At 68.5% G+C, this 15,749-nt stretch carries 14 protein-coding genes; 4 read left to right on the top strand and 10 right to left on the bottom strand.

Annotated features, from left to right (window positions below; all coding sequences use genetic code 11):
- Positions 1 to 42 precede the first annotated feature (42 nt).
- Both ACIRG5_RS31615 and ACIRG5_RS31610 read right to left on the bottom strand, forming a co-directional pair.
- Entirely contained in the window at positions 43 to 936 is an 894-nt protein-coding gene (locus ACIRG5_RS31615) for a helix-turn-helix domain-containing protein (RefSeq protein WP_402911406.1), read from the bottom strand.
- 58 nt (positions 937 to 994) lie between these two features.
- Entirely contained in the window at positions 995 to 1,810 is an 816-nt protein-coding gene (locus ACIRG5_RS31610; protein ID WP_402911403.1) for an oxidoreductase, read from the bottom strand.
- Positions 1,811 to 1,945: 135 nt separating this feature from the next.
- On the opposite strand from ACIRG5_RS31610, the gene ACIRG5_RS31605 reads away from it, so the two are divergent.
- The gene (locus ACIRG5_RS31605) at positions 1,946 to 2,470 is read left to right on the top strand and encodes a TetR family transcriptional regulator (protein ID WP_319975353.1); all 525 of its coding nucleotides are present in this window, start codon (positions 1,946 to 1,948) and stop codon (positions 2,468 to 2,470) included.
- A gap of 51 nt (positions 2,471 to 2,521) precedes the next feature.
- Here ACIRG5_RS31605 and cobF read toward each other — a convergent pair whose 3' ends face one another.
- The 7 genes from cobF to ACIRG5_RS31570 form a co-directional block, all read right to left on the bottom strand.
- A complete protein-coding gene (cobF, locus tag ACIRG5_RS31600) occupies positions 2,522 to 3,265 on the bottom strand; it encodes a precorrin-6A synthase (deacetylating) (RefSeq protein ID WP_402911400.1) in 744 nt (247 codons plus the stop codon).
- A gap of 13 nt (positions 3,266 to 3,278) precedes the next feature.
- Positions 3,279 to 4,499 carry a phenylacetate--CoA ligase family protein gene (locus ACIRG5_RS31595; RefSeq protein WP_402911398.1) on the bottom strand — a complete coding sequence of 407 codons (1,221 nt, stop codon included), beginning with the start codon at positions 4,497 to 4,499 and terminating at the stop codon, positions 3,279 to 3,281.
- A 3-nt stretch (positions 4,500 to 4,502) separates the two neighbouring features.
- Entirely contained in the window at positions 4,503 to 6,974 is a 2,472-nt protein-coding gene (locus tag ACIRG5_RS31590) for an acyl-CoA reductase (RefSeq protein WP_402911395.1), read from the bottom strand.
- The gene (locus tag ACIRG5_RS31585) at positions 6,971 to 8,107 is read right to left on the bottom strand and encodes a hypothetical protein (protein ID WP_402911392.1); all 1,137 of its coding nucleotides are present in this window, start codon (positions 8,105 to 8,107) and stop codon (positions 6,971 to 6,973) included. Before ACIRG5_RS31585 ends, ACIRG5_RS31590 begins: the two co-directional genes overlap by 4 nt.
- The gene (locus ACIRG5_RS31580) at positions 8,104 to 9,219 is read right to left on the bottom strand and encodes a GNAT family N-acetyltransferase (RefSeq protein WP_402911390.1); all 1,116 of its coding nucleotides are present in this window, start codon (positions 9,217 to 9,219) and stop codon (positions 8,104 to 8,106) included. The genes ACIRG5_RS31585 and ACIRG5_RS31580 overlap by 4 nt, the downstream gene beginning before the upstream one ends.
- A 312-nt stretch (positions 9,220 to 9,531) precedes the next feature.
- Positions 9,532 to 10,173 carry a peptidylprolyl isomerase gene (locus ACIRG5_RS31575; RefSeq protein WP_402911388.1) on the bottom strand — a complete coding sequence of 214 codons (642 nt, stop codon included), beginning with the start codon at positions 10,171 to 10,173 and terminating at the stop codon, positions 9,532 to 9,534.
- 26 nt (positions 10,174 to 10,199) lie between these two features.
- Entirely contained in the window at positions 10,200 to 10,862 is a 663-nt protein-coding gene (locus ACIRG5_RS31570) for a DUF2306 domain-containing protein (protein WP_402911385.1), read from the bottom strand.
- A gap of 130 nt (positions 10,863 to 10,992) precedes the next feature.
- On the opposite strand from ACIRG5_RS31570, the gene ACIRG5_RS31565 reads away from it, so the two are divergent.
- The 3 genes from ACIRG5_RS31565 (at position 10,993) to ACIRG5_RS31555 (ending at position 12,861) form a co-directional block, all read left to right on the top strand.
- Positions 10,993 to 11,412 carry a DUF2690 domain-containing protein gene (locus ACIRG5_RS31565; RefSeq protein ID WP_402911382.1) on the top strand — a complete coding sequence of 140 codons (420 nt, stop codon included), beginning with the start codon at positions 10,993 to 10,995 and terminating at the stop codon, positions 11,410 to 11,412.
- A 76-nt stretch (positions 11,413 to 11,488) separates the two neighbouring features.
- Positions 11,489 to 11,914: a hypothetical protein gene (locus ACIRG5_RS31560; RefSeq protein ID WP_402911379.1), complete on the top strand. Its 426-nt coding sequence runs from the start codon at positions 11,489 to 11,491 to the stop codon at positions 11,912 to 11,914.
- Between the two features lie 92 nt (positions 11,915 to 12,006).
- Positions 12,007 to 12,861 (top strand): M23 family metallopeptidase, encoded by an 855-nt coding sequence (locus tag ACIRG5_RS31555; RefSeq protein WP_402911376.1) that lies wholly within the window; start codon positions 12,007 to 12,009, stop codon positions 12,859 to 12,861.
- On the opposite strand, the gene ACIRG5_RS31550 is transcribed toward ACIRG5_RS31555, so the two are convergent.
- On the bottom strand, positions 12,831 to 15,548 hold the full coding sequence (locus ACIRG5_RS31550; RefSeq protein WP_402911374.1) for a BTAD domain-containing putative transcriptional regulator: 2,718 nt from the start codon (positions 15,546 to 15,548) through the stop codon (positions 12,831 to 12,833). The two genes, ACIRG5_RS31555 and ACIRG5_RS31550, sit on opposite strands and share 31 nt — an antisense overlap.
- Between the last annotated feature and the right edge of the window lie 201 nt (positions 15,549 to 15,749).

Here is a 15,749-nt window from a genome sequence, read left to right as displayed (position 1 = left end):
TCGCAGAGTGATGAAGATCAGTGTCTCAATTACCTTGGGTGACTAGAGCCAACCGCGCCGTGACGCCTGCACGCCGAGCTGGAACCGGGTCTGCGCACCCAGCAACTGCTGCAGCCGGCTCACCCGGCGGTGCACCGTGCGCTCGCTGATCCCGAGCTCGCGCGCGATCGCCTCGTCCGTCAGACCCGCGCTGAGCAGTGCCATCAGCCTCCGAGTCGCGGTGGTCGGCTCCTCACCGGTGACCTCCTGGCCGCCAGGCGTGATCGACACCGCCATCCGCCAGAACGCCTCGAACAACTCGATGAGTGCGCTCAGTAGCACGGACGGGTGAATGAGCAGTGCCACCACGTTCCCACCCGTGACCGTTGGCACCGCGATCAACGCCCGGTCCGAGTCGGCGATCACGAGCTTGAGCGGCACACCGGGAAACGTCCGCGCCTGCTCGCCTGCCGCGATGCTCTCCTGCACCGACGCGAATCCCCGCTCGGTCTGCAGCAGCGCCGACTCGTACACGACCCGATAGCCGATGCCCCGGGCCAGCGCCGGAGGCTGCGCGGGACTCGCCTCCGGTTGCGGGCTCAGGTACGAACCGGGGTCGAGCGCCCTGATCTCCGACTTCGCCTGGCTCTGCATCTCCTCGAACGCGCTGATCACCTCGGCCGCGTCCTGGAGCACCTCGACGAAGTCGACCTCTTTCGCACCGCGCGCGGCGTAGGCGGCGGCCAGGAACTCAGCGGTCTCCCTGGCCCTGACGGCCGCGGCCTCGTGCCCGGACGCGATCGCGGCCAGTGCCGACCGCGGCGGCCGCACGTCGTCGTTCCTGACCAGCCCGAGCCGTTCGAGTTCCGCGCGCGCCGCATCGGACTCCGCGCTGTCGTCTCCGCGCAGCATCGCCAGGTAGAGCTTCTCGGCCTCCGGCGACAGCCCCTCGTGCACACGACTCCCCTCGGTGGTTCTGAACCGAAGGTACCTGCTCAGACAGTAGGAACACGGCTTAGGCGAACCGGCGCAGCGCCCCGAGGAACAGCGCGTCGAACGCCCGGTCGGACAACACCCTGCGCGCGAACAGGATCGGCCGCGCCCCGAACCCCGCCGCATAGCGCGTGCGCGGCCTTTTGGCCTCGGCCGCCTTCACGATGACGTCCGCGATGACCTTCGGCTCACTGGCGCGATCCATCTGCGTGAAGAACCCGGACAACTGCTTGACCTGCCCCGCGTAGGCACCGCCACCGGAAGTCTTCTGCAGGTTCTCGACCGCGATCCCGCCCCACTCGGTCTTGATCCCGCCGGGCTGGATCACCACGACGTCGATCCCGAACGGCTTCAGCTCGAGCCGCAGCGAGTCGCTCAGCCCTTCCACCGCGAACTTCGTCGAGTGGTACCAGGCTCCGAGTGGCTCGTAGATCCGCCCGCCGATCGACGAGACGTTCACGATCCGCCCGCGCCCGGCCTCCCGCATGTGCGGCGACACCAGCTGCACCAGCCGCGCCAGTCCGAACACGTTGACCTCGAACTGGTACCGCGCCTCGTCCAGCGGCACGTCCTCGACCGCGCCGTACGACCCGTAGCCGGCGTTGTTCACGAGCACGTCGATCCGCCCGGCCTCCGCGATGATCTTCTTGACCCCGTCGACCATCGACTCGTCGCTGGTGACGTCCATCTCCAGCACCCGGATGCCCTGCGCGGCGAGCCCCTCCATCCGCTGCACCCTCCGTGCCGCCGCGTACACCGTGTAACCGGCTTTGTGCAGCTCGACCGCGGTGGACTCGCCGATCCCCGACGAGGCACCCGTGACCAGTGCGACCTTCATGGCGTTCTCCCGACTACCTGGTTGGTTGGAGCAACTAACTGTTTGGTTGCTAAAACCAGGCAACCATGTCCGAGGCGGGCTGTCAACTAACTGGTTGGTTGCTAATACCAACCGGTTAGTTAAGATGGGGGTGTGGTGAGGGACAAGGAAGCGACCAAGGCGAAGTTGCTGGACGCGGCGCTCGAGGAGTTTTCCCAGTACGGGATCGCCGGGGCGCGGGTCGACCGCATCGCGGCCACGGCCGGCTGCAACAAGGCGATGATCTACGCCTACTTCGGCAGCAAGGAGGGCCTGTTCGACGAGCTGCTGAAGATCCAGGTCGACCGCATGATCCGGGAGGTCCCGATCACGCCGGAGGACCTGCCCGGCTACGCGGGCCGGCTGTTCGAGGCGTACCTGGAGCGGCCGCAGTTGCTCAGGCTCGTGGCCTACCACCGCCTGGAGAACGGCTTCAGCGAAGTTCCGAAGGCCGAAGCGGAGGCCTACAAGCACAAGATCGAGGCCGTCGCGCAGGCTCAGATGGAGGGCAGGATCTCAGCGGCGTTCAACGCCACGAACCTGCTCGACCTGGTCGTGCACATGTCGATCCTCGCGTTCAGCACCCCGAACGCGACCCGCGAACTCGTCGAACGCTCCGTGCGCCGGCTGATCGCCGAGTAGGGGCGAAGCCAGCACGCGGGAAACCGCTGCTGGGGAGGACCTGCCGGAGGATCAGTGCCTGCGCAGCAGGTAGGTGTCCATGATCCAGCCCTTGCGCTCGCGCGCCTCCGACCGAACCCTGCGGATCTCCGCGGCCACGTCCCCGACCCGCCCCGACACCAGGATCTCGTCTGGCATGCCCAGGTAGGCGCCCCAGTAGATCCACGTGTCCGGGTCGACGCCCTCGAAGGAGTACGAGGCGTCCAGCATCACGGCCACGTCGTCCACATCGGACGGCCACCCGGCGGCGAGGCGGCGGCCGGTCGTGATCTGCACCGGCTTGCCCACCTGGTTCAGCGACACCCGGTGCCCGGCCGTCAAAGCCGCCACCGAGGTCACGCCGGGGATGACCTCCACCGCGAACGACTCGCCGCGGGCCAGCAAGTCGTCGAGGATCGCCAGGGTCGAGTCGTAGAGGGACGGGTCGCCCCACACCAGGAACGCCCCGACCTCGTCCTCGCCCAGGTCCGACAGCAGGCCCAGGACGACGTCCGCGCGGTCCCGGCGCCAGGCGTCGATCGTCGCGACGTAGTCGGCGGGGTTGCGGTCGCGCTCCGGATCCCGGCCCTCGATCCAGCGGTACGGCCGCGTCACGTGCGCTTCCAGGATCGACGCGCGCAGGTCGACGAGCTCCTGCTTCACGGACCCCTTGTCCAGCACGAAGTACACGTCGACCGTCTGCAACGCCTTGACGGCCTGCACCGTCAGGTGGTCGGGGTTGCCCGCGCCGATACCGATGACCAGGATCTTTCGCACCGGAACACCCTAACTACACAGGGCGCTCGTCGATGAGCCGCACGGTCTTGCCTGTGCGGGGATTCACCTCCAGAGCGGGCACCCAGTCCACCGCCAGCGGTGCGACCACGCCGCGTCCGGCCTGCAGCTCGAACCGCGGGCTGATCACGTGCACCTCGGCCCGAACAGCCTCGACGTCCTGCGGCTCAGCGGCGATCCGCAGCACGAGCTGGTCCCGCGCGTCGACCCGGCGGATCACGACCTGCACGCCGTTGTGCGCGATTCCGGCGCGGTCGACGGCGGCCCGCAGGTGGTCGAGGTGCAGCGTCACGGGACCGACCCGCGCGCCCTCGTCGGCGCGGCCGAGCAGCCGGAAGATGCCGTCCTCCGCGTCGACCCACTCGGCCAGGTCGCCGACCGGGTAGCGGATCATCGGCTGCAGTCGCCGGGTGAGGTCGGTCTGCAGCAACCGGCCCGGCCGGCCGGCGGAGGTGATCGGCTCGCCGGTCTCAACGTCGACGATCTCCAGCACCGAGCTGTCCACAAAGGAGCGGAACACCCGCGCGTCGTCCGAGCCGAGCACCGCCGTGCCGATGATCCCGCCGTCCACGCTGCCGTAGACGAACGACCGGAACTCGGCACCGGGAAAGGCAGAAGACAGCAACGCGCGCTGGTCGTCGTACATGGCCTCGCCGCTGAAGAGGATCAGCCGCACCAGAGGCAGTGAGCCGGCAGAGGCCACGACGTGCGAAGCCAGCCGGCACAGCGTCGTCGGGAAGCCCGCCACGACGGTGGCGTCGAAGTCCTGCATGGTGGTCAGCGTGAACTCGACCGGCGCGCTGCCGGTGATCGGCAGCTGGACCAGGTCGATCGGGGAGCGCTGAAGGGAGTTCAGCGCGAAGATGAAGCTGGAGTACAGCTCGCCGGCCGCGAAGAGGTTCGCGATCCGGTCGCCGTGCCGCAGTCCCGCCGCGGGCAGCGTTTCCGCGTACGCGCGGCACATCGCGTCCCATTCCTCGTTGGTGTAGAAGGAGACGCGAGGTGCCTTGGTGGTGCCGCCGGTCTTGAAGATCAGGCCGTCGGTGTGCGCGCGGGTCAGCACCTGGTTCTGGCGGACGGTGTTCGCGGCCCAGAACGCGGCCTGGTCGATCACCGGCAGCTCGGACAGCGGCGTCGAGGAGTCGTAGCCGTCGTACAGCTCCTTGTAGAACGGGGAGTGCGTGCGGGCGTAGCAGATGAGGTCGATCACGGACATCGTTCACACACTCCTGCTGCTGCGCTGGTCGACGACCGCGATCAACTTGCCGCTGCTCTTCGTCCGCAGGAAGTCCGCCAGCGGAACGTTCTCGACGCGCACGGTCAGCAACGAGTCCTTCTCGACGGCCTCCGAAACCTCGGCATAGCGGGACAACAACGTGGTGTGGGTGGCCGCGGGTTCGGGCGCGCGATCGCGTTCCATCCGCACGACGAGTTCTTCGCCTTGAGCGTTCTCGTTCAGCACGATCTGCAACGCGCCGGCGTAGCTGTGCTCGTCCTCCAGGATCGTGAGGAACCGCCGGTAGTTCAACGTCTGCGCGGCGGCCCGGAACACGTCACCGGTGCGTCCCAACAGCTCGAACCGCGGTGTCTGGCGGCCGCACTCGCAGTCGCCGGGGACCCAGCGGCCGAGGTCGCCGATCTCGTAGCGCTCCAGCCGCTGGCCACGACGGGTGTGCGTGGTGAACACCAGCCGGCCGGGCTCGCCGAACGAGACGGGCCGGTCTGCCTCGGGATCGAGGATCTCCAGCGTGTGCAGGCCGGTGAACAGGTGGTGCACCTTGCCGGACGAGGCCTGGCACTGGTAGCCGACCGGGCCGGCGTCGACGGTCGCGTAGGCCGCCGAACGGATCACCTCGACGCCGAACTCGTCCCGCAGCCGGGCGATGGCCTGCGCGCCGAAGTGCTCGCCCGCGTAGAAGATCTTGCGGACACCGCCGTACTGCTTCAACTGCTCACCGTGCTCGGCGAAGAGGCGCTGCACGAACGAGGGCGCGGTCAGCAGCGTGTCGACGCGGTTGTCCACAATGGCCTGCGCGATCGCGTCGAGCTGGCCCCACTCGCCGCCCATCGGGAACTGCACCGCGTTCATCCTCTCCAGCGCGGAGAAGAAGCTGACGAAGCTCGCGTACATGTGCCCGTTGAAGAACAGGTTCATGATCCGGTCGCGGCGCGGGTCGAGGCCGGTGGCGAGCAACGCCTCGGCGCCCACCCACATCTGCTCGTCCCAGTCCGCCCAGGTGTACGCGGACAGCTTGGGCGCGCCGGAGCTGCCACCGCTGCGGAAGTACACGTCCGCCGGACGGTCCTGCAGCGTCTCGAAGTCCGACTTCAACGTCACCGGCACCGGAGGAACCGGCAGTTGGCGCGACTCTGTCAGGTCGTCCAGCGAGGCGTCCGCGGCGAACCTGTCGTCGAGCTGCACGGACACCCGGTTGCTGTAGCGCTGCAACGCGTAGACGCCGTCGTGCGGCTCACCGCTGTAGCCGCCGAGCATCGACCCCGGCGTGGTGATCCGCTGCACGCCCACCGACACGAACGAACGCGCCAGGGCAGCGGTGTCAGGGCGGTCCGCCGCGAGACCGACGGTCTGCAGGTAGCGGCGCATCGGTCGCAGCACGGACGTGATCTGCTTGCGCGGCAACGGCTTCACCCACACCGTCCGGTACAGCGGCGAGGTGCGCAGCGCGGAACGGACGTCCGCCAGCACACGCCAGTGCTCGCCGGTGTGCACCTTCGTGAGCTTGAGGTGCTCTTCGAGCTGCGTGACGACGACGGTGTTCGTGATCTCCGCCCACTCGGCCTGAGACGGTTCACGGGTCGGCGGGCCGGTCAGCTCCAGCACGGAGGCGAACCGCTCGGCGAACGCGAAGACCTCCGCCGGGTCCTCGGTGTCGAGGTAGATCACCTGCGGGCTGGAGCACGCCTGTTGCTCCAGCTGGCACACGTCCGCCGCCAAGGCGTGCAGGGTGTCCACATCGGACCACGAGTCGCCGGTCAGGTAGGCGAACGACAGCTTCGGGCCCCAGTCGATCACTCGCGTGCCGGGCCGAACCAGCTCCGTGACGCCGGTGATCGCCTCCTCGCCGCCCCAGACCGCGACGGCGTCGGCTGCGCCGAGCACGCGCGACATCCAGTCGGTGCGCGAAGAGGAGAAGTGCAGCACGACGAGCCGCGCGGCGATCTGGCCGGTCTGGTCGTGTGCTGCCAACGAGGCGAGCACCTCGGCGGTGAACCCCGAGTCGTCCGACGCGACCTTGATGACGTTGAGGTTGCCGGAGAGCAGGCCCTCGACGGCGCTCAGGACGCCCGCGACCGGCGCGTTGCCCGCCGTCACGTGGGCGAGCAGGCCGAGCGGCACCCAGGCCTCGTAGACGGGCGTGCGGAAGTCGAACCGGACCATCCGCGCCGGGTCGAGGTTGCCGAGCTCGCGCTTGAGCTTGCGCTCCAGCGACGGCCGGCTGAGGGCGTTGCGCAACGCGTCCAGCGTCTCGTCGATCTCCACCTCGTCGAGGCCCCACGAGATCAGCGACGCGCGGTGCTGCTCCAGGTCCAGCTTCTCGGCGGCGGCGAGCACGACGAGCGGGTTCAGGCGCGGCCCGGTGATGACCTGCTGGGTGAGGTCGTCCAACGTGTCCAGCCGCAGCGCGACAGCGTCGTCGTCGATCCACTCACCCTGCCAGAGGTGCCTCATGCCTTGCCCTTCAAGAGTTCTGCTGCGGCGATCGCGCAGGATCGGTTGCGGGAGACGCCGGCGCGGCCGAGGATCTCGAACCACGGGGTCTCGTTGCCGCAACCGCACTCCTCAGGTGCGTGCAGTGCGGCCAGGTCGCCCATCAGCACGCTCTGCGCGGGCGCCGAGGTGATGTACGGGGACACGAACTGGATGTAGCCGGACTCGCCGTACGGCAACGGTTCCAGCGTCCGGACGTCCCGGACGATCGCACGTGACCAGGTCGGCACGTGCAGGTTGTGGTGCGAACACTCGACGTACGGCACCGAGTGCTCGACCGAGCCGTAGCTGTCGCGGATCCGCGCGTCCGGGATGCCGAGCATGTCGGTGACCTTCGCGCGCAGCTCGGACTTGGAGATCTGCTTGTCCGCGTTGCCCTTCCAGCCACCGCCGAACCACACCATCGAACGCTCGTCGAGCCGCAACGGTTCCACGCCCATCGCGCGCATGCGGTCGATGGTGAAGCTCAGGAACGCCGGGAACCCGAAGATCCGCACGGGCTTGCCGCTGTCCGCGAACCGCTGCAGGGCGCGGATGCTGCCGAACGCGTCGAACTCGTGCCCGGTACCGGTGTGCGCGAGGCCGTAGTCGACGGACTCCACGGGCGCGAAGTCGGTCATGAACTGCCCGGTGAACGAGCTGCCGAGCTTGCCGGAGGGCGTCGGCTGGTTGAGGTTGATCAGGTAGTGCACCGGGTCGGTGTCGATGAACCCGTTGTGGTCGTAGATCCGCGCGACCATCCGCTGGCCCGCCCTGAGAGTCCAGGCGTCCCAGAACATCTGCGACTTCTGCCCGGTCGTACCGGACGAGGTGGCGTGCACGACGACCTCGTCGCGCGGCACCGACAGCACCTCGTGCATCTTGAAGAAGTTGGCGTGCACGAACGGCTGGTCGGTGATGTCGCGCAGCGGCTTGCCGTTCCACAGGCTGCGGAAGAACTCGTTGCGCTGGGCGTGCCAGCGGTTCGACTCGTTCATCGCTTCCAGGAACAGGTCCGGGTCGCTGTGGTCGTACGGCGCCGCGATGTCGCACAGCGCCTGGACGGCGCTCAGCGAGGGATCCGGCACCGTTGCCGGTCCGAGGTGCGGGTTCATGCTCGAAAGACTCCGTTGGTGTTGAGGAACTTCTGCGTCCACAGCTCGATGTACTGCTCGGTGAAGGGCCGGAACGCCTCATCGATCGCGAGGCCGCGGAAGTCCGGCGGCTGCGGCGTGTGCACCATGACCACGTAGTCGTGGTAGACGTCGCCGTCCTTGCGCATCGCGGGGTACAGCGCCACCGGCAGGAATCCGAAGGCCAGCAACGCACTCAGTTCGTCGAACTCGTGCAACGGCACGAGCGTCTCGACGTGCGGCGCGCCCAGACCGGCCAGCGTGTCGATCACGCCACCGAGGTGCGGGAGCAGTGCCTGGGGACTGGGGGTGGCTCCGAAGATCGTGCAGTAGCCGTCGTGGCGGTTGAGGTGCCCGTAGATCTCGTACTCGCCGCTTTCGTCGGCCAGCAGCACGTTCGGCTTGTGCAACGGGTAGAACCGCCGCGCTGGGTCGTTGATCGTGCGCTCGAAGTGCCGCTGCACGAACTGCGGCGCGTCGATCACCTCCAGCCGCGACTGCTCGGCGGCGGTGAACCCGTTGTCGTCGACGAACTCCGGCAACGTCGGCATCTGCGTGGCCCTGACGAGCTTTTCGAGGCTCGCGGGCACCTTGTGCACCTCGGCCCGTTGCTCCAGGACGCCGTCGCGGTGCCTGGCCAGCAACGTCATCGTCTCGCGCTTGGCGTGCTTGAACAGGTTCGGCACGAGCCCGAGCGGGTGGAATCCGTTGCGCAGGCACACTCTCTGCGGCGCGAGGTGGATCGTCCGCGCGGTGCCGTAGACCGAGTCGACGTCGCCGCTCGCGAGCATCCGGCCGGTGATCTGCCCGACGGCGTGATGCGCGATGCCGCCGCCCTGCGCGTCCGGGTCCACGACCAGCCCGGCGATCTTGCCGAGACGGTCCGCGCTCTCGACGTGCCCGGTGATCGAGGCGACGACCCGGCCGTCACGGCGCCACACCAGCCACGTGGTGTGCGGGGCCTCGATCTCGGCCGCCATGACGTCGGGGTCGGTGCCCATCGCGATGGGGTAGTTCGCGCCGTGAGCCCGCCGGTAGAGCCTGAGCAGATCGTCGACGTCGGCGAGTCGAGCCGGCTCGAACTCGGGTGCCACTCCTGTGCCTCCTCTGAATAACCGGAAATCAGGCTACTGGCTGGTACTGCCGCCATTCAGGTGACGGAAGCGCGGGAGCTGCGGAATTGATTCCTGAGGGCGAGCGGGATCACAACGAGAATCAAATCCTCCTTAACAAGGATGGTTCTTCTGGGCTAATTCGCGCAGGTAGAAGCTGTGACGGAGATCGCGTACCGGAATTTCGACTGTCGGTCACATGTCAACACGACGCGCTCTCGTGGCGCTATTCCGGCGCCAAACGCAAAGTGGTCGCCGTTTCAACGAAACGGCGACCACTCGGAAAATCGGCAACTAGTGGGCGAGCACGTGGACGATCCTGACCGGCTTCTTCGGCGCGCCGTCCAGCAGACCGTCCGGCTGCGGCACGATCCCGGCCTTCACGATCCGGTCGAGCGTGTCCATGCCGTAGGTGACGTGGCCCATCACCGTGTAGTTCGGCGCGATGTTGGCGAACGAGTGCACGATGAAGAACTCGCTGCCGTTCGTGCCCGGTCCCTGGTTCCCGTACGCGATCGTGCCGCGCGGGTAGGTCTCCTTGCCGGTCACCTCGTCGGCGAACCGGTAGCCGGGCCCGCCCTCCTCCGCGCGGTAGATGTCGCCGCACTGCAGCACGCCCAGACGCGTGGTGTCGGTCAGCCGCCAGCACTGGGACATCGTGTAGAACCAGCTCCTCGCCAGGTGGGCGAAGTTCTCCACGCCGCACGGGGCGTTGGCGCGGTCGAGGTCCGCGACGACCACGCCGTAGTTCGTCACGATGGTGACCTTCACCGTCCCGCGGGCGGGCACGACGGCGCTGGGCGGCTGGACCGGGCGGGCGGCCGGGTTCTCCGGCGTCGGGATGAACTCGCACTTCGCGGTCGGCGCCGCTTCGGGTGAGGCGGACGCGACCGGGGCTAGAACGACCATCATCAGGACAGCGAGCAGTAGCCTCATGAGTGCCGACGGTAGCCGCCCGAACGTCACACGGGAACGGTTTCACGCTGCTCGACCGGGGTCTGACGACGGCGAGGCTTGCGCTCCAGCCACCACTGCGAGAGCAGTAGCGGGATCGTCCACCCGGCCCACGTCGAGATCCCCGCGATCGTGAGCGGCAGCTCCGCCTCGGGGACCCGGTCGGCGAAGGTGAGGAACGCGACCACGCCCCAGATCCGGTTCGTGATGATCGAGACGGTCAGCGCGAAGCTGCGGATCATCCACTTGCGGTGGTCGCGGAACTGACGCTGCCGGGCCGCGCGCCACGCCAGCCAGGTGAACGTCAGCCACATCACCGCTAGCAGCACGTTGCTGACCTGAGCCACCGGGCCGAACGGCGTCATGTAGCCGATGACCAGGCCGGACAGCCCGGCGGGCAGCACGCCGGCGAACACGTACACACGGCCGATGCGGCGGTGCCACGTGGGGAAGCGGCCACGGAACCACGGCCAGATCTGCACCACGCACGTGAGGATGGCGATCGACGCGCAGACGACGTGCACGACGAGCAAGGGGTAGTGCGGTCCCCAGTCCGACTGCACACGTGCCTGCAGTCGATCACCGGTCAGATACGGCGGCAGCGAGAACGCCACGAAGGCCACCACCACGAACGCCAACGGTCCCACCCAGGGCTTGCGCAACCACGTCATGGCGTCACCATGGCCATTCCCGCTGACCGATCGCGCACCGTTCGCTGACGTGCCCTTCTGACGCCGCGCTGACACCTGACGGGGTGTAGCTGTCAGGTCGCTGTGAGCGCTGCTCAGCAGTGTCTGCGCCATGAAGTCGACAGCCCTGATCGCCGCGGCCGCGTTCACGCTCCTCATGGCGCCGGACGCGCAGGCGGCGTCCTGCAGCGGGCGCGGATGCAACGACAAGGACCCGGTGTCCGCCGGATGCAGCAGCGGTTCCACCACGGCTGACAGCGCGCCCATGTACACGGGTGGTACGGCCGAACTGCGCTGGTCGCCCGGCTGCAGGACGAACTGGGTGCGGATCTCGAACTACTCGGGCGGCGACTCGGCTCTGCGCATCACGGTCTGGTCGGGCAGCGACCACGTCGGCTTCGTCGCGGCGGGAACGCCGGGAAACCACTGGGGAAACATGGTCTACGCGCCCGGCTGCGCCCGCGGCGAGGTGCTCTACGTCGACTCCGGTGGCGTGCACCGCACCGCCCGTCTCGCGTCGAGCGCTTGCTGAGGGGGCGCGCCGTGACCGGCTACATCACCGACTGACCTTCTCCGCACCACCATCGCAGAACCGTTGAGGGAGAAACATGTTCAGCAAGATCGCCGGCACCGTCGGCACCGCGGCGCTCGTCATGGGCGCGTTGCTCGGGATCGCGTCGCCGGCGAACGCCGAGACCAATCCGAACTGCAGCCAGGTGACGCAGATCGGCAGCACCGCGTACATCAAGTCGGGTGGCACGACCATCGCGTCGGTGAAGCAGTTCAAGGGCTGCAACAAGAACTGGGCCTACACCTACGTGTGGGAGGGCTTCCGCAACTCGCACAGCGGCACCTGGTGGGCGTGCTCCGGCATCTCCACCAGCTCCGGCCTGGAGGACTACAAGTGCGGCGGGAACCACCAGAAGGAGGTGTGGTCCTCCGGCGCCAACACGCTGACCAAGTGCACCAAGGGCTACGGGCAGCTCGAGTGGTCCGGCGGTGAGGGCTCCGCCGCGACCGACCAGCGCTGCTGATCACGCGCAGGGCCGTTCTTAGGCCGTTCTTAACTGCCGTGGCACATCGTGATCCAAGTTCCGTCGAATGTTCGGATGAACGAGGGGAAGTCATGAACGTCAAGAGGATCATCTCAGGGGTCGCAGGCCTCGCGATCGGGTTGGGCGTGCTGGTGCTCGGTGGCCCGCAGGCCAGCGCGGCCACCAACTTCGAGCTGCCGTTCCCGTGTGGACAGACGTGGTCGGGACAGACCAGGACCAACCACAGCCCGCAGCTGGCGCTCGACCTGAACCGCAGCGCGGACGAGGGTGACGCGGTCGTGGCGTCCGCGTCCGGCACGGTCAGCAAGGTTCGCAACGAGGGCAGCACGAGCTACGGTCGCTGGATCGAGATCGACCACGGCAGCGGCTGGACCACGCGCTACGCCCACCTCTCCGCGCAGCGGGTGTCGGTCGGCCAGAACGTCTCGCAGGGCCAGACCATCGGCAACGTCGGCAACACCGGCGGCTCGACCGGCGCGCACCTGCACTTCGAGCAGCTGCTGAACGGCACGCCGCAGAAGATCAAGCTGTCCGGGACGACGGTTCTGTACTACGGCACCAAGAACTACAAGTCGAACAACAAGTGCGGCGGCGGTGGCACCACCAACCCGTACACCCCCGAAGAGGCCTGCGGCGACGGCTACAAGGTCATCGACGGCGCGAACGTGACCGGTGCCCGCGTGTCGCTGCTCTACAACGCGGCCAACGGTTACAACTGCGTGGTCACGATCAAGACCACCAAGATCGGCACCGCGTCGGACGTCGGCGCTTTCCTCGAGGTCCAGGGCGATGCCCGCACGACCGACCGCGACGACTACGGCTACTACGCCGGTCCGGTCAAGAAGAAGGCCCCCGGCAAGTGCGTCAAGTGGGGCGGCATGGTCGGTTCCTCCAGCTACACCAGCGGTTTCGAGCACTGCGGCTGATCTTCTCCGCGTTCCGGCCAGCTGATCAGGCTGTCCAGCAGGTTGTCCCGACGCAGACCGGGTGTGCCGAGCAGTTCGGCCGCCCGGTCCGCGTGCTTTTCCAGCCCTGCCTTGGCGAGCACGAGACGGGCGACGCCCTCGCCGTAACGGTCCCCGCGAGCGCTCGTGATCTCCAGGCAGCGCTCGGCGTCCTTTGTGGCCGGTGCGGGCCTTCCCGCGGCCAGCAGCAGTTCCGCACGGCACAGCAGTGCCTGCCACTCGTCGTTGTGCTCACCCGTCACCCGGCACAGCTCGATGCACTCGTCCAACGCGGCCTCGGCCTCGTCCAGCCGCCCGAGCTTGAACAGCGCCTGGCCCTGCGACGCCAGCGCGTAGGCCGTTCCAGCCTCGTCCGCGTGCTCACGGGCGTGCCCCAGGCTCTGCACGGCGGCGTCGAGCGCCTGTTCGTACCGTCCGGCCACCTGGTGCACCTGGGCCAGTGCGGACAACGGAACCCGTTGCGCGCCTGCCGGTCCGTACTCCTCGGTGAGCTTGATCGCCTGCGCCAGAGTCTCCGAGGCCTGCTCCAGTTCTCCCAGTTCACGCTGGATCGTGCCGATGCCGGCGAGCGCGCGACCCTGCCCGAACGGGTCGTCGGCGCGGGCCTCCAGCACCTCTTCCAACTGGGCGCGGGCGGTCTCGAACGAGCCGATCCTGCGGTTCGCGGCCGACCGCACCAGCAGCGCGGTCTGCAACGCGGCCGAACTACCCGCCGTGCGGGCGGCCTGGTCCGCGATCTGGCCCAGTTCGACCAGGTCCGCGACTCTGTCCTGTTTGAACAGATGCGGGTAGAGCATGTGCGCGATCGCCAGGGCGTGGCCGGCCAGTGCCGGCTCGGCCACCGCGGAACGCGCTGCCGCCAGCAGGTTCTCGGCCTCGTCGGTCAGCCACCGCAACGGCTCGTCGAGGCCGTCGGCGGCGGAGTACCCCAACGCGCCGTAAGCGTGCGGCCGCAGCTTCTTCAACGCCGCGGCAAGCGTTTCGCGGTAGTGCGTCAGCGCACGGGCGAGAGCGTCGTGCTTCTCGTCGTTGACGTGCTCGGCGCCGAACAACCGCAGCAGGTCGTGCACCCGGTACCGCTCCGGCCCGCAGGGCTCCACGAGTTTGGCGTCCACCAACGGATCCAGCGCGCGGTCCACGTCGGCCTGCCCGAGCAGCGCCTGGATCACCGGCTCGCTGACGGAAGGGACGTTCAGGCAGCACAACAGGGTGAACGCACGGGTCGAGCCGGCGTTCAGGCCCTCGAAGCTCAGCTGGAAGCTCGACCGGACGCCGAGGTCGTCGAAGTCCAGCTCGTCCAGCCGATGACGCTGGTCCGCGAGCCGCTTCGCGAGCGTCGCCGTCGTCCAGTCCGGCCGCGACCGCAGCCGCGCGGCCGCGATCGTGAGGGCCAGCGGCAGGTAGTCGCAGGCCTTCGCGACCTGCTCCGCGGCCGGGCTGTCGTCTCCCAGCAACCGCAACGCGTCTTCCTGCGGCAACGAGTCGAGCCGGACGTGCCGGGCGCTCAGCGTGGCCAGCATCCGGCGGCTGGTGATCAGCACGGCGGACCCCGGTTCGCCGGGCAGCAGCGGGCCGACCTGCGCCGCGTCCACGGCGTTGTCCAGCAGCACCAGCACTTTGCGCCTGGCCAGCGTCGACCGGTACAGCGCGGCGGCTTCGGACGGGTCCGTCGGCACGGCCAGCGGCGGCGTGCCCAGAGCGCGCAGGAAGCGCCTGACCACCTCGGCGGGGGAGAGCGGCGAACGACCCGGTGTGGCGCCGTGCAGGTCTACGTACAGCTGTCCGTCCGGGAAACGTCCGGCCATCGCGTGCGCGGCGGCGGTGGCGAGCGCGCTCTTGCCCTGCCCGCCGGGCCCGTGCACGGCGATCACGGTGTCAGAGGTGCCCGTGATCAGCTCGATCTCGGCGCGGCGCCCCACGAACGGGTCGGGTTTGGCGGGCAGTTCGCGCGGCACGGCGGGGATGTCGCCCCGCAAGATCGCGGCGTGCAGGTCCTTGAGCTCCTGGCCGGGATCGAGACCGAGCTCCTCCGCCAGGAGCCGGCGGCCCTCGTCGTACGTCCTGAGCGCGTCCGCCTGCCGCCCGCCGCGGTGCAGGGCGACCATGAGCGCTCCCCGCAGCCGTTCCCTGGTCGGGTGCTCGGTGACGTACCCGGTCAGCTCTCCGATGATCTCGTGGTGCCGGCCGTCCTTGATCGCCTTGTCGACCCGGCGCTCGATCGCCCCGAGCCGCTCCTCCTCCAGCTGGTTCGCGAGCTGGGTGTTCGTGGTCAGCTCGGCCAGCGCCGGTCCGCGCCAGTGCGCGAGTGCCTCGTCGGGGTCCTGGGCGTCGCGGAAGAGCTGCAGGTCGAGCGACCGGTCGGGAACGTCGAGCCGATAGCCCTGCCGCGACCACTCCAGCGACACCCCGGGAAGGTCCTTCAGCGCTCTCCTGAGTTGCGAGACGTGCACCTGCACGGCCTTGCGCGCGCTGGCAGGAGGATCGCCGTCCCAGAGGACCGACATGAGGTGGTCGACGCTGACGGTCTGACCGGTGTGCAGGAGCAGCAGCACCAGGACCTGTCGCGGCTGGCCGGCGGGAACGCGGACGTCCCGCCCCTCGTGTGTGACGAGCAGCGGCCCAAGCACCCCGAACCGAACGCCGTCCACGGCTCTCACGATAGTCCGTTGATCGCCGCTCCCACCTCGCCAGGAACGAGCAACGGTCAACGACGAAGGTCGCTTACCGACCAACGGGTCGGAAATATCGGTGGTACGAGGTGGACGAATCACGGCCAAGCAGCGAAAAGTCGTGCGAAAATCGATCGGGGACCACCCGCGGACACGGATCGGCGACACCCGAGATCAACG

Origin of the sequence: Lentzea sp. NPDC102401 (genome assembly GCF_044765805.1) — a bacterium.
Taxonomy (GTDB): Bacteria; Actinomycetota; Actinomycetes; order Mycobacteriales; family Pseudonocardiaceae; genus Lentzea; species Lentzea sokolovensis.
This window is presented reverse-complemented; position numbering and strand designations above follow the sequence as displayed.